The sequence below is a fragment of the Streptomyces fuscichromogenes genome, from assembly GCF_014645815.1.
GTDB classification, from domain to species: Bacteria; Actinomycetota; Actinomycetes; order Streptomycetales; family Streptomycetaceae; genus Streptomyces; species Streptomyces fuscichromogenes.
Map to the genome: position 1 here is coordinate 85,271 of NZ_BMML01000019.1, position 12,881 is coordinate 98,151.

The following is a 12,881-nucleotide window of genomic DNA, read 5'->3' on the forward strand; positions in this document are numbered from 1 at the left end:
AGCTCACGGTGGTACGGCGCGACATGCGACGCTCCGGCCGTTGGGCAGAAGTGGTCGTGGCAGGTGTTTGGCCTGGCCTACGCAAATGCTGGATCAACTTCCGGGTGGCAGTGATCGTCGCTACGGTGACACAGAGAGTTTGAGTTCTCGGTACAGGGAGTTCTCGGTACCGGGTCTTCTGGGGGGATGTTATGGGCAGACGTCGTGGTTTCTTCGCGGAGCTGAACTATCAGGCGCAGCAGGCGGAGAAGCGTCGACGACAGCAGGAGGCTGCCACGCATCGTGCTCATGTTGCAGCGCTCCGCCAAGCCGAACGGGCCATGAAGGCACATCAGCGTGCACAGGCGGCGGCGGCGAGAGCGTCGGCTGCGGAGAAGAAGGCCGCCGAGCGTGAGGCTGCGCGGCTCCTGGTGGAGTCCCGGCTGGCCGAGGTCGAGTCCCTGAATACGGATCTGGCCAGCGAACTTGCCGACATCGACGGGCTGCTCGCCTGGACTCTGGACGTGGACGACTACGTCGATCTCGAAGCGCTGAAGATCCCGCAGGTCGACCATCCTCCGTTCGAGCCTGGTGGCCTGGATGTTCCTGCGGCTGTGGTGGCGGAGCCGGAGTATGGCCCTGAGCCGGTGTATCAGGAGCCGGCTGCACCCACCGGACTCTCTGCTGTGCTCGGCGGGAAGAAGCGGCACCAGCAGGCTGTCGAGAGAGCCAGGGCCGCCTTCGAGGAGGCGCATGGCGACTGGGAGCGTGCCAGGGACGCTCTCCATCAGCGCTATACCGAGGCAGTGGCCCGGCGGGAGAGGAAGGAAGCCAAGCGTGTGGCCCAGCTGGCTGCCGCCGAGGAGAAGTACAGGCAGGAATACGAAAAGCGCGAGGCAGAAGCGTCTGCTCGCAACGCCGAGCTCTCCAAGCTCATCAATGATCTTGCCTTCGATGTGGAGTCCGCGATCGAGGAGTACATCGGCATCGTCCTGTCCAACTCGGTCTACCCCGAGGTCTTCCCGGTCGAGCACGACCATGCGTTCCGTCTCGAGGCTCGCGAACTCACGCTCACGGTCAGCGTTCCAGAGCCCTCAACTGTGCCCTCCGTCAAGGGCTACCGGTACGTGAAGACGAAAGACGAGATAGCGTCAAGCAGTCTGCCGGTCCGCGAGCAGAAAGAGCGGTACGCGAACGCGGTCTGGCAGGTCGCCGTCCGCAGCCTCCACGAGGTCTTCGAGGCCGACCGTGCCGGAAAGATCCACTCGATTGCCCTGACGGTCGGCGTCAACACGATTGATCCGGCCACGGGACGCCCGGCTACCGTTCCTCTGGCTGTCGTTGCCGCGGACCGTGAGACGTTCAACGGGTTCGACCTGGCCAGAGTTGTCCCGCAGGCCACGTTGCAGCACCTTGGTGCCGCGCTGTCGAAGTCGCCTTTCGACCTGCTAGCGGCAGACACCAGCCGTGGCATCCGGGTTCGAGGGCAGTGACGATGCGATTCAACCCGCCACCAGGGTGGCCCACGCCGCCCGAGGGCTGGACACCTCCACAGGGATGGAAACCCGACCCGGCCTGGCCGGCCCCACCGCCCGGCTGGCAGCTGTTCGTCACCGACGACGCGTCCGCATCGGACAACAGCATCGATGTGTGCATCACCGTGCCGACCGCCGAGGATCCCGCCGGCCCGACGCCGGGACCACGTCAGTCCAGGCAGGACCAGACATCCGCTGCTCCTCCGACTGCGCAGCCGGTGAACGGAGTTGACCCCGCGCCGTTGCTGGCCCGTATTGCCGCCCTTGAAGCCGAGCTCGCCACCGCACACAGCGGTGCCCAGGCGATCGATCTCAGCGACCAGCGCGCACTACAGGACGTCGGCATCTATCGCTACCACCACCCTCTGGAGAACGCTGCAGCCTACAAGGAGCGCATCCACAGCCTCGAAGGGCAGATCGACGAGGTCATCAAGAGCGGCCGCGCGATCCTCGCTGCCGACATGTTCACCTTCGACGGATCCCTGGCCCGAGGGCGAAAGCTTGTCGGTGACCTGTCCAAACTGATGCTGCGGGCCTACAACGCGGAGGCCGACAACTGCGTGCGCTCGCTGCGATCGGGGAACGTGCGCGCCGCGCGGAAGCGCCTGGAGTCGGCGGTCACCGCGATCGAGAAGCTGGGCGTGATCATGGAGATGCGGATCAACCCCGAGTATCACGCCCTGCGCATCACCGAGCTCGAACTCACTGCAGACTTTCAGATGAAGGCACAAGAAGAGCGCGAACGCGCCCGCCAGGAACGCCAGCTCCTTCGCGAACAGCGCCGGGCTGAACAGGAGCTGGCCGCCGAGAAAGAGCGACTCGAGAAGGAACGAGCCCACTACATCAGCGTCCTGGACTCCCTGAGGGCCCAAGGCGACGACACTGCTGTCGCTGAGCTCTCGCTCCGCCTCGCTGACATCGAAAAAGCCATCGCAGCCAACGACTACCGCATCGCGAACATCCGCGCCGGCTACGTATACGTCATCTCCAACCTGGGTGCTTTCGGCCCGAACATCGTCAAGATCGGCATGACCCGCCGCCTCGAGCCGATGGACCGTGTCCGGGAACTCGGCGACGCTTCAGTGCCGTTCCGGTACGACGTCCACGCCATGTTCTTCTCCGAGGACGCCGTGACACTGGAGTCCGAACTCCACAAGGCGTTCGCCGCGCGCCGCGTCAACTTTGTCAACGAGCGACGCGAGTTCTTCTTCGCCACACCATCCGAGGTGCGAGCACTATTGGCAGACAAGGTAGGCGGCCTGCTCGAATTCACGGAGGAACCCGCGGCTCTTGAGTACTTCCAGAGCCGTAGCCGTTGGCCGCAGCAGAGCTGAGTGCGATCGAAGGGTCAGGGACAGCGCCAGCGACATTGGTGTCCTTCGACTCGGTGCGGGCACACTCCCATCCGCTGCCCTGGTGCAGCTCGGCGATGCTGTGCGCTACCACGGAGGTGGCTGTGGGGCTCGGTTATTCATCGCTGCTGGTCAAAGCGCCACGCCCCGAGTGTTGGTCTGCGACCATGTTCAAGTGATCGTGTCGCTCGTGTACCAGGTCACTCGGCATCTTCTGTCTGTTCCAGCGGTGCTGCTGCGGTGCCAGACCGCGAAGGAGGCGGAACTGCTGGTCCTGCGGCACGAGAACGCCGTGCTACGACGCCAGCTGCTATAAGACCAATACGGTACGAGTCTGCGGACCGCCTCTGGTTCGTGACCCTGTCCTCGCTGATCTCGCGCCGCCGCTGGGCCGAAGTCTTCCCGGTCACGCCCAGCACGCTTCTGGCCTGGCACCGCAAGCTCATCGCCCGCCGCTGGGACTACTCCGGGGGCCAGTTGGGGGCGGGCTGGTGGTGGGGGGCGTGCAGGGGCGGAGCGACGGTGCCGTGTGCCGGCCGCCCCGGTTCCGGCGACGGGCGGGTGAGGTACTCGATGCCTTCCTGTGCCCCGTCAGGTGCGGTAGGGGTGTGTCAGGGGCATGGGGGTCCGTGCGATGTCGATGGCGTCCTGGGGGAACTGGGGGCCGGCGGTGTAGTAGCGCGCCCGGGTGCGGCCGACGGGCTGGAGGACGCCGCCGGCCGTGAGGTCTCGGAGGTCGCGTTGGGCCTGCTGGAGGCTGAGGTCCTCGGCGTGCTGGTAGCGGGAACGGCGCACGCGTCCGGCCATGGCGACGTCATGGAGTGCGGTGACGGTGCGTTCATCGAGGCCCTGGCTGTCGGCGTAGCCGACGAGGGAGGTCCAGACATGGCCCGAGCGGGTGAGGCGGCCCTGGACGGTCTGTGCCTGCTGGTGGTAGGCGGTGAGGTTGAATCTGATCCAGCCAGAAACGTCCTGGTCGGGCTGGTAGTGGCTGCCCCGGTCGTTGAGCTCGCGGTAGTACTCCCATGTGTTGCCCGGTCGGCCCAGCCAGCTCTCGATGGAGGAGAATTCAGGTGCGAGGACTCCTTCTCTGGCGATCATGAGGGTTTGCAGGGAGCGGGACATACGGCCGTTGCCGTCGGCCCAGGGGTGGATGGAGACCAGATGAAGGTGGGCCATGGCGGCCCGCACCAGGGCGTGTGTGCCGTCGCTCTCGTTGAGCCAGTCGACGAGTTCCTGCATCAGACCGGCGACGAGCGGTGCGTCAGGGGCGGTGTAGGCGGCGATGCTCGGATCGCGGGGGTCGGTGACGTAGACGGGACCCTTGCGCCACTGGCCCGCCGGCCGGCGGATGCTGTGCCGGTGGCCTTGGAGCATCCAGTGAAGACTGTTGAGTAGGCCCTTGCTGTAGGAGAAGTCCTCGACGTCGTGGAGGGTCTGGATGTAGGTCATCATCCGCTGGTAGGCGAGAGTCTCCTCCCGGTTCTCCTCCGAGACGTCGACCTCGGTCTCGCCTTCCATGAGGTCCTCGACGTCCACGGTCGACACCTTGAAGCCCTCGATGGAATTCGAGGCTGCTACCGCGTCTGCGGTGAGGAACTTCCGTAGGCCATCCGTCCACTTCGCGGCGGAGGTCCGCACGGCATGCCGCAATGTCTCGCGCATCTGGTCGATCTGATCGAGGACCCGGCGGTCGTCCGTGGTGAGATCAGGCATGGGGAAGAGCATCACCCGACGATATAGTGACGCAATCATTACGTCAAACGGTTGTGTCCGTGTGCCCGGCCGGGCTTCACGCTCCAGCACGACCAATCTGCCGGCCGGCACCCGCCTGAACCGGGAGCACACGCGTCGTCCCCGCCCGGGCCGTGATGAGAGTGCGGGTCGTGTCCCTTGCCGTGGTGTAGGGGATCAACTGGCGCGAGTGTTCGGGGTGCTGGGTAGTGTCGGGGCGCTTTCGGGGAGCTCGCGGTAGATCTCGCCCATGCTGCCTTCCGGGAGGTGGTGGCGGGGGAAGGTGATCCATTCGTCGTGCATCTCGAAGAGCACGGCGGTGACCAACCGGACCGGCGCGTCGTCGTTGGGGCAAGACCTGGACGACGTCCATCCTGCGCTTGATCTCCCGGTTCACCGGTTCCAGCGGGTTCGTCGACCGGATCTTCTTCAAGTGCCTGGGCGGGAAGTCCGCGAACGCGGTCAGATCCTCCTTCGCCTCCATCAACATGGCTTTGAACTTGGGGAACTGGGTGCCGAGCATGTCTGCGACGGTGTCCAGCTGAGTGCGCACGAGGCCGGCGGTGGGCTGGGTGAAGATCGTGCGGATCGTCTCGGCGGCCATCTCATCGGAATCCCGGTCGATCACACCGAAGATGTTCCGCAGGAAATGAACCCTGCACCGCTGCCAGGCAGCGCCGAGCATCACCGTGCGGACGATCCATCCAGCGTGCTGGTCGGTCACGACCAGGCGGACCCCGGACAGGCCGCGCTCTCGCAGTGAGCGCAGGAACTCCTTCCAGAATGCCTCGCTCCCGCTGTCCCCGACCGGCAAGCGCGAGCGGCCCATGGTCAAGCCCTGGACCGTGGCCGAGGTCCAACGGTTCATCTCCGGAATGGAGCGGGACCGGCTGTACGCGCCGCTCCTGCTCTCGCTGATGGGGCTGCGGCCGGCCGAAGTGGTGGGGCTGCGGTGGGCGGATCTCGATCTGAAGCTGGCCACCGTGGAGATGACCAGAATCCGGACGATGAATGGGAACTCCGAGGTGGTCGAGAAGGACGCCAAGACGGCGGCCGGGGAGCGCGTGCTCCCGTTGCCGGCGTGGGTCCTGGATGCGCTGAAGCAGTTCCGCGCGCGACAGGCTTGCGAGCGCCTTGCGGCGGGCGAGGGCTACACCGACTCGGGGTATGTCGTCGTCAACGAGCTCGGGATCCCGAGAAACACCCGGCACCTGCGTGAGCACGCGTACGGGCTCATGAGCGAGCTCAAGATGAGGCGCGTGCGCTTGTACGACGCGCGGCACTCCTGCATGACCTACAGATTCTGTGAGAAAAGTGAGGTAGACGATCTCACGACCAACCCTCTGACCTGCGATTTTCCCTAAGAGCGCAGATTCGGCCCGCGATTCTAGTGATCAAGCCAAATGCCCAGGTCGCAGGGTCTCGACTTTCTGCGGCTGCTGCTGGTGTGCCGGTTACAGGCGCTTGGCTGTGCGGTCGCGCAGCAGCAGCCACTGACCGGCGTCGGCGCCGCCTGAGCGCGCAGCAGGTCCGTGCAGCAGTACGGCGTAAGCCGTCCTCTCCGCCTCGCTCGGGGCGGCATACTGGTCTGGCCTCCTGGGTCGGGAACGACCTCGTCATGCCTTTCCAGGCCCTGTCCGCGTTCGGAGTGCTGAGCATCGGCGAGTAATTGTCAAGACCTGTGGGTTGATCGACTTGTCTGCTGCGATGCGGACTCGTCAGGCTCCGGCTGCGACGTCAGGGCCTCGGCAAGGCGGTCGACGCCGAATCCGCTGATCAGTAGGCGTTCTTTGCGGTTGCCGGTGAGCAGTTGGCTCCATTGAACGAAGCCGCCATCGCCGATTTCCAGCCGGTGGCCTGCGATGCTGGTGTGGATCTTGAAGCAGATGCCGGTGTAGTAGCCGCGTCCGGTGGTCCGGTCGGGGTCCTCGCACACCTGTATTCCTGGCAGCACGGCGAGTTCGTGGCGCATCTGCTCAAGGGTCGGACCAGTCGTGTCCTCCAGAAAGGTCAGTCTGATCTGTGTGTCCTGTGCCCCGACGTCGGCCATGACGCGGGCGGCGAACCGCAGGTGCTCGGCCAAGTGCCGGTGCTCGAAGAGTTGGTTGCCGGTGTCCCGGCCGGCGGTCACCAGGCCGAAGAGCTGGAAGTGGGCGAGGTTCTTCGGACCGTTGAAGCTCTGGGCGCGGGCCACTCGCTGACTGGCCGCCAGCCGGACCGGTGCGTTCGAACGCGGATCGGCGGCCAGGGCCAGGGAGCGCCGATGCGATGCCTCCAGCGCCAGTGCGTTCGTCGGGTCGGCGGCCACCTCACTGCCCCGAACAGTCGCGATCACCTTGCGTGGATCGACGGTCGCCACGGCCGAATGCGCGGCCAGCGGCACGACCGGGGCGAGCACAAGGACCTCGAAGCCGTCGGGCAACGCCGACACCAACGTGTCCTCGGCGCGGCGCAGTGCGGCGAACTCAACCGGCGCTGGGGCCACGAACCGATCGCTGCGATAGCGCCGCATCACCTCGGCCGGCGAGAGCCGGTCCGCCCGGCGCCGGAAAACCTCCAGCAGCAGTGTGGTCAGATCCGCGCCCGACATCCCGCTGGCCAGCAGTTCCAACAGTTCCGGGCTGTCTGCCCGTGCCAGAACTCGACGTAACGCCGGGTTGACCGGGACATCTCCGGTGAGGTCATCGCACGTCATGAACATCAAGTATCACGGTTGGGGAATCAGCTGGACCAGCGAGTTTCTGACACTTCGACGGTCATGCCACCGCAGGCTCAGGGCGCTCGGCCAGGAGGCCGTTCTCGAAACGGGCGCCCGCACGGACCAGGGGCACCAGGTGGGCTCCGGTGATTGCCCGCCAGCGGGCCTGGGCGGACTCGACCGGCTTGAACACCATCGCCAGGGCCGCTGCCGGGCTGCCGGCGCCGCGGGTGACCTTGGTACGGAGTTTGACCGTGGAGGAGGTCGACTCGATGGGGTTCGTGGTCCGCAGGTGGATCCAGTGCTCAGCGGGGAAGTCGTAGAACGCCAGCAGTTCCTCCTGATCGTCGGTGATCTTCGCGACGGCCTCGGGCCACTTCGTGCCGTAGGTCTTCGCGAATGCCGCGATCGCCTTCTCGGCGTGCGCACGGTCCTCGGCGTTGTACATCTCCTGCATCGCCTTCGTCGCGCCCGGCTGTGCGGACTTCGGAAGGCAGTTCGTGACATTGCGGGCCTTGTGGACCCAGCACCTCTGGTGGCGGGCGGCGGGGAACACCTTGGCCAGGGCCTTCCACAGGCCCATCGCGCCGTCGCCGACGACCAACCCGGGGTCGCGCATGCCGCGCCTGCGGCAGTCGCGCAGCAGGTCGGCCCATGACTCGGTGGACTCGCGCAGGCCCTCGGCCAGCGCGATCAGTTCCTTGGTGCCGTCCAGCCGGACGCCGAGCAGGACCAGCACGCAACTGTGCGCCTGCCCGAGCCGAACCTTGGGGTGCACGCCGTCGGCCCACACGTACACATAGTCGCGGTCCGACAGGTCCCGGTCCTGGAATGCGGCGTGGTCGTCCTGCCACTGCTTCGTCAGCCGGGTCACGGTCGCCGCGGACAGGCCCGCCGCGCCGCCGAGGAACGGCTCCAGCGCCGGGACGAAGTCGCCGGTGGACAGACCGTGCAGATACAGCAGCGGCAGCACCTCGGAGATCTTCGGCGACTTGCGGCACCAGGGCGGCAGGATCTTTGAGGAGAACCGCTTGCGCCCTCCGGTGGCTGCGTCCACCCGCCGGTCGTTCACCCGCGGCGCCTTCACCTCCACCGCCCCGGCCGCGGTGACCACGGTCCGCGGCCGGTGGTATCCGTTGCGGACCACCAGACGGCGGCCGGCGCCGTCCGTCTCGGCCGCCAACTCGGCTATGTACTGGTTGACTTCAGCCTCCAGGGCGGCGGCGAGCATCCGCTGGGCGCCTTCACGCACGATCTCGTCGATCAGGGAGCCGGACTCGGTGGAACCTTCGGCGTTCACTACGCTGAGCACGGGCGTGCCTTCCCGACCCGCGCTGCGAACGCGGGCCTACTCGGTGACCATCACAGGATCATTCGGGAAGGTATGCCCTCCGCGTTCCTCCCGAGACTGATCCACAGGTCTTGAGCATTGCTCAGCATCGGCCCTCCCGGGCTCAATAGGGTCATGCAGTGAAGTACGTGCATGGACGCCATCACCCCCGGCCTGCCCGCCCGCGAAGTCGTCGAACGAGACGACTTACGCTGAGCCCTGGCGGAACACGACTTCTCCGCGGCCTTCTCGCTCATCAAGAAGCGGGGCGGCCTGTCGCCGAACCGCATCGCATCGGCCAGCACGGTGGGGTCCAGCGCCCGGCGGTGCCTGCCCTTGAGGACGCCGGTGGCCTTCAAGACCTCGCGCACGGCCTCGAACGCCCGGTTCGGGCGGGCGGAACGGGCCGGCCGACGGCGACATCAGGCGAGCAGTGACGGGTCGAAGGCCATGGCGTGAAGGCCCCGCGCGCAGGCGGCCTTCCACCTCAGGCCGCACCGCAGTTCCTGGACCGTCTCGAAGGCCGGCAGCCCGTGCAGCGCCTGCAGCGTGATCACCGAGGCCAGGATCTGCGGCGGCAAGCCGGCTGCCCGTTCGCCGAGGGGTACATGCCCGCGAACATCTCAGCCGGGGACACGGCACCGCGGTGCCCGGCCAGGAACGCGAACACACTCCCTGCCGGGATCAGGTCCCGACATGTCTCCCACGCATCCGGCCCGACCATCTCGCCGGCCCACTCACCCATCGCCACATGACGAGTCCGGCCCTGCCACGTCAGCGGCAGGGCCGGAATCCAAGATCTCCGTCAGCCTCATAGGCGGGTGCGTCCCGTCTCCCGGGTGGGAGACGAGTGGGAGATGATCATGGCGTGGTGATGCATTCAGGCGCTGGGAAATGCTAGATGGCACCGCTCTCCCGCCTCCCCGGCGACGCGCCTAGGTCGCCGATTCGGCAGCATGAGGACTGATCACATCGGCGCTGACCAGGGCGATGATGACGATGCCGAGGGCGATGCGGTACCAGACGAACGGCATGAAGCTCTTGTTGGAGATCCACTTCATGAACCACGAGATCACCGCGTAGCCGGACGCGAACGCGATCACCGTCGCGAACAGGGTCGGGCCCCAGGCCACATCGCCCCCGCTCACCGAGTCCTTGACCTCGAAGGCACCGGAGGCCAGCACGGCGGGGACGGCGAGCAGGAAGGAGTAGCGGGCGGCCGCCTCGCGCTTGTAGCCCATGAACAGGCCGCCGCTGATGGTGGCACCGGAGCGGGAGACGCCGGGGATGAGGGCGCAGGCCTGGCAGAGGCCGTAGACCAGGCCGTCCTTGACCCCGAGGTTCTCCAGCGTCTTGCGCTGCTTGGGGGCGCGGTGCTTGCCGCCGGTCTCGTCCCGGGCGGCGAGCCGGTCGGCGATGCCGATGACGACGCCGACGACGACGAGCATGGTCGCGGTGATGCGCAGATCCCGGAACGGGCCCTCGATCTGGTCCTTGAGCGTCACGCCCAGCACCCCGATGGGTATCGAGCCGACGATCACCAGCCAGCCCATCTGGGCGTCGTGGTCCCGCCGCATCGCCTTGTCGAACAGCGACCGGAACCAGGCCGAGATGATCCGCCCGATGTCCTTGCGGAAGTAGATCAGCACCGCGGTCTCCGTGCCGATCTGGGTGATCGCCGTGAAGGCGGCTCCCGGATCCTCCCAGCCGGAGAAGGCCGCGGTCAGCCGCAGATGCGCGCTGGAGGAGACGGGCAGGAACTCGGTCAGCCCCTGGACGAGGCCGAGGACCAGCGATTCAAACCAAGACATGAAGGTACGGCGTCCCAGGGGTGAGAAGGGGGCTGGAGGTCGCGCGGACACGCGTGTTCACAGGGGCGCACGTGATCATGCGCGTGCCACGGCAGCGTATCGGGCCGGGGTGACAGCCGGGACACAGGGGGTTCGGCAGGTGGACGGTCGGCCACGGGGTGTTGACCGGTCAAGGTGCCGCCGCTTACGTTTCAGCTGGAGAAAGCGCTTGCTCCCGCACATCGGGGTGCGTGTGCGGCGCACGTCGGGCGGGACTTCGCCCATCGTCGGTACACGCACGAGGAGTGCTGATCACGTCCATGCCCCGCTCCACAGCCCCCTTCACCGGAGGGCGCATCAGAGCCGCCGTCGTCGGCGCCGGCGCCATCGGGCGCGGTTCCCATCTGCCCGCCCTCGCCCGGCTGGCCGCGGAGGGCGAGACCGAGGTCGTCGCCGCCGTCGACATCGATGCCACCGCCGTCGAGGCGATGTGCGCCGAGGCCGGGGTTCCCCACGCGTACACCGACCTGGACCGGATGCTCGCCGAGCAGCGGCCGGACCTGGTCACCGTCTGCACCCCGCCCACCCTGCACCGGGACCAGACGGTGACCGCGCTGCGGGCCGGTGCCTGGGTGTGGTGCGAGAAGCCGCCGGTGCCGAGCCTCGCCGACTTCGACGCGGTCGAGGCGGCGGAGGGCACCGACGGCGGGCCGTACGCCTCGATCGTCTTCCAGCACCGGTTCGGCTCCGCGGCCACCCATGTGCGGCGGCTGCTCGCCGAGGGGGCGCTGGGACGGCCGCTGGTCGCCCACTGCCAGACCACCTGGTACCGGGACACCGCTTACTACGCGGTGCCCTGGCGGGGGCGCTGGGCGACCGAGGGCGGCGGCCCGGCGATGGGTCACGGCATCCATCAGATGGATCTGCTCCTGGACCTGCTCGGGCCGTGGAGCGAGGTGCGGGCGATGGCCGGCCGGCTGGTGCACGACGTGGAGACCGAGGATGTCTCCACCGCCCTGGTCCGGTTCGCGAACGGCGCCCTGGCCACCGTCGTGAACAGCGTGCTCAGCCCCGACGAGGTCAGCCGCATCCGCATCGACTGCGAGCGCGCGACGGTCGAGCTGACCCACCTGTACGGTCACGGCAACGAGAACTGGCGCATCACCCCGGCCCCGGGCGTCCCCGCCGACGAGGCGGCGGCCTGGCGTGACTTCGGCCCGGACGTGCCCAGCTCGCACCTGGCCCAGCTGCGCGAACTGGTCGCCGCCATGCGCGCCGGGGAGCGGCCGCGCGGCAGCGGTGCGGACGGGCGCACCAGCCTGGAGCTGATCACCGCGCTGTACAAGGCGGCGTTCACCGACACGACCGTCCGCGCGGGCGGGATCGGTCCGGGTGATCCTTACTACACGGCCCTGCACGGGGGAGCCCCGGGCTGGGCGCCGGTCGAGCACGAGGAGGTGTCCGCGTGAGCGGCGAGCTGCGGATCACGCACACCCATGGCGACCGGATCACCGTGACCGAGCCGGTCACCGGGGTACAGCTCTTCTCGTACGTCTACCGGCCCGAGGCGGACTGGGAGGCCCCGAGGCCCTACCTGCACCCGATCCGTACCCTGGCCGGGGACGTGGTCACCGACTACCGGCCCAACGACCACCGCTGGCACAAGGGTCTCTCCCTGACCGCCTCGCACCTGTCGGGCGCGAACCTGTGGGGCGGCAACTCCTATGTCCACGGCCAGGGTTACCTCGCCATCCCGGAACGCGTCGGCTCGATGCGGCACACCGGCTTCGACGAACTGTCGTCGTCCGACGGGCGCCTGGTGGTCGCGGAGCGGCTGACCTGGCATCCGTACGACGGGACGCTGTGGGCGCAGGAGCGGCGGCGCGTCGAGGTCCATGACGTGGACCCCGAGGCGGGTTCCTGGGCGCTCACCTGGACCAGCGAGATCACCAACTGCCGTGCCGAGCCCCTGCTGTTCGGCAGTCCGACCACGGCCGGGCGCGAACAGGCGGGCTACACCGGCCTGTTCTGGCGCGGTCCGCGTGCCTTCCGGGACGGCCGGATCATCGGCCCCGACGGGGAGGGTCCGGAGCTGATGGGCTCCCAGTCGTCCTGGCTGGCCTTGTCCGGCGAGCACGACGGCACCGACGGCCATGCCACGGTCGTCTTCGAACACGCCCCGGAGAACGACCAGTCGGGCAGCAACGGCGGGCACCCCGCCCACTGGTTCGTACGCAACGACCCGTTCGCCGGCATCGCCCCCTCCTGGGCCTTCCACGACGAGCTGGAACTGCCTCCCGGCGACACCCTCCGGCGCCGCTACCGGGTCGTCGTCGCCGACGGGGCCTGGGGACGCTCGGACATCGCCAAGTACCTGGACGCGCATCCCTGGTGAGCGACGGGGAGGCCGCGTCCGCGGGGCTGCCGGGCGGCTCGCCGCCCACCGCCGGGGGGAGTGGGCCG

General features: G+C 67.8%; 10 protein-coding genes and 2 pseudogenes. 6 read left to right on the top strand and 6 right to left on the bottom strand.

What is annotated here, in order from left to right:
- Positions 1-191: 191 nt before the first annotated feature.
- The 3 genes and pseudogenes from IEZ11_RS33875 to IEZ11_RS51285 form a co-directional block, all read left to right on the top strand.
- Positions 192-1,472: a hypothetical protein gene (locus tag IEZ11_RS33875; protein ID WP_229713520.1), complete on the top strand. Its 1,281-nt coding sequence runs from the start codon at positions 192-194 to the stop codon at positions 1,470-1,472.
- Positions 1,473-1,474: 2 nt separating this feature from the next.
- Positions 1,475-2,848, top strand: coding sequence for an SNIPE associated domain-containing protein (locus IEZ11_RS33880; RefSeq protein WP_189266782.1), 1,374 nt, complete (start codon positions 1,475-1,477; stop codon positions 2,846-2,848).
- Between the two features lie 193 nt (positions 2,849-3,041).
- Positions 3,042-3,334, top strand: a pseudogene (locus IEZ11_RS51285) (integrase core domain-containing protein); the annotation flags it as partial.
- Between the two features lie 123 nt (positions 3,335-3,457).
- Here IEZ11_RS51285 and IEZ11_RS33885 read toward each other — a convergent pair.
- Entirely contained in the window at positions 3,458-4,594 is a 1,137-nt protein-coding gene (locus IEZ11_RS33885; RefSeq protein ID WP_189266783.1) for a Fic family protein, read from the bottom strand.
- Between the two features lie 183 nt (positions 4,595-4,777).
- Positions 4,778-5,414: pseudogene (locus IEZ11_RS33890) on the bottom strand (transposase); the annotation flags it as partial.
- Positions 5,415-5,427: 13 nt separating this feature from the next.
- On the opposite strand from IEZ11_RS33890, the gene IEZ11_RS33895 reads away from it, so the two are divergent.
- On the top strand, positions 5,428-5,964 hold the full coding sequence (locus tag IEZ11_RS33895; protein ID WP_189266784.1) for a site-specific integrase: 537 nt from the start codon (positions 5,428-5,430) through the stop codon (positions 5,962-5,964).
- 308 nt (positions 5,965-6,272) lie between these two features.
- Here the strand turns inward: IEZ11_RS33895 and IEZ11_RS33900 are convergent, their stop codons facing one another.
- The 4 genes from IEZ11_RS33900 to IEZ11_RS33910 all read right to left on the bottom strand — a co-directional run bounded on the left by IEZ11_RS33900 (position 6,273) and on the right by IEZ11_RS33910 (position 10,439).
- A complete protein-coding gene (locus IEZ11_RS33900) occupies positions 6,273-7,295 on the bottom strand; it encodes a hypothetical protein (RefSeq protein ID WP_189266785.1) in 1,023 nt (340 codons plus the stop codon).
- 61 nt (positions 7,296-7,356) lie between these two features.
- Complete coding sequence (locus IEZ11_RS33905; protein WP_189266786.1) at positions 7,357-8,610, bottom strand: IS256 family transposase; 1,254 nt, start codon at positions 8,608-8,610, stop codon at positions 7,357-7,359.
- Between the two features lie 440 nt (positions 8,611-9,050).
- Positions 9,051-9,185, bottom strand: coding sequence for a hypothetical protein (locus IEZ11_RS52060; RefSeq protein WP_268239941.1), 135 nt, complete (start codon positions 9,183-9,185; stop codon positions 9,051-9,053).
- A 378-nt stretch (positions 9,186-9,563) separates the two neighbouring features.
- Complete coding sequence (locus tag IEZ11_RS33910) at positions 9,564-10,439, bottom strand: undecaprenyl-diphosphate phosphatase (protein ID WP_189266787.1); 876 nt, start codon at positions 10,437-10,439, stop codon at positions 9,564-9,566.
- 299 nt (positions 10,440-10,738) lie between these two features.
- Here IEZ11_RS33910 and IEZ11_RS33915 point away from each other — a divergent pair, with 299 nt between their 5' ends.
- Both IEZ11_RS33915 and IEZ11_RS33920 read left to right on the top strand, forming a co-directional pair.
- Positions 10,739-11,887: a Gfo/Idh/MocA family protein gene (locus IEZ11_RS33915; protein ID WP_189266788.1), complete on the top strand. Its 1,149-nt coding sequence runs from the start codon at positions 10,739-10,741 to the stop codon at positions 11,885-11,887.
- On the top strand, positions 11,884-12,813 hold the full coding sequence (locus tag IEZ11_RS33920; protein ID WP_189266789.1) for a DUF6807 domain-containing protein: 930 nt from the start codon (positions 11,884-11,886) through the stop codon (positions 12,811-12,813). The genes IEZ11_RS33915 and IEZ11_RS33920 overlap by 4 nt, the downstream gene beginning before the upstream one ends.
- The last annotated feature ends 68 nt before the right edge of the window (positions 12,814-12,881 follow it).

Coding starts and splice junctions, on each gene's coding strand:
- IEZ11_RS33895 (WP_189266784.1), top strand. CDS start 5,428: ATGGTCAAGCCCTGGACCGTGGCCGAGGTCCAACGGTTCATCTCCGGA.
- IEZ11_RS33880 (WP_189266782.1), top strand. CDS start 1,475: ATGCGATTCAACCCGCCACCAGGGTGGCCCACGCCGCCCGAGGGCTGG.
- IEZ11_RS33915 (WP_189266788.1), top strand. CDS start 10,739: ATGCCCCGCTCCACAGCCCCCTTCACCGGAGGGCGCATCAGAGCCGCC.
- IEZ11_RS33885 (WP_189266783.1), bottom strand. CDS start 4,594: ATGCTCTTCCCCATGCCTGATCTCACCACGGACGACCGCCGGGTCCTC.
- IEZ11_RS33900 (WP_189266785.1), bottom strand. CDS start 7,295: ATGACGTGCGATGACCTCACCGGAGATGTCCCGGTCAACCCGGCGTTA.
- IEZ11_RS33910 (WP_189266787.1), bottom strand. CDS start 10,439: ATGTCTTGGTTTGAATCGCTGGTCCTCGGCCTCGTCCAGGGGCTGACC.
- IEZ11_RS33875 (WP_229713520.1), top strand. CDS start 192: ATGGGCAGACGTCGTGGTTTCTTCGCGGAGCTGAACTATCAGGCGCAG.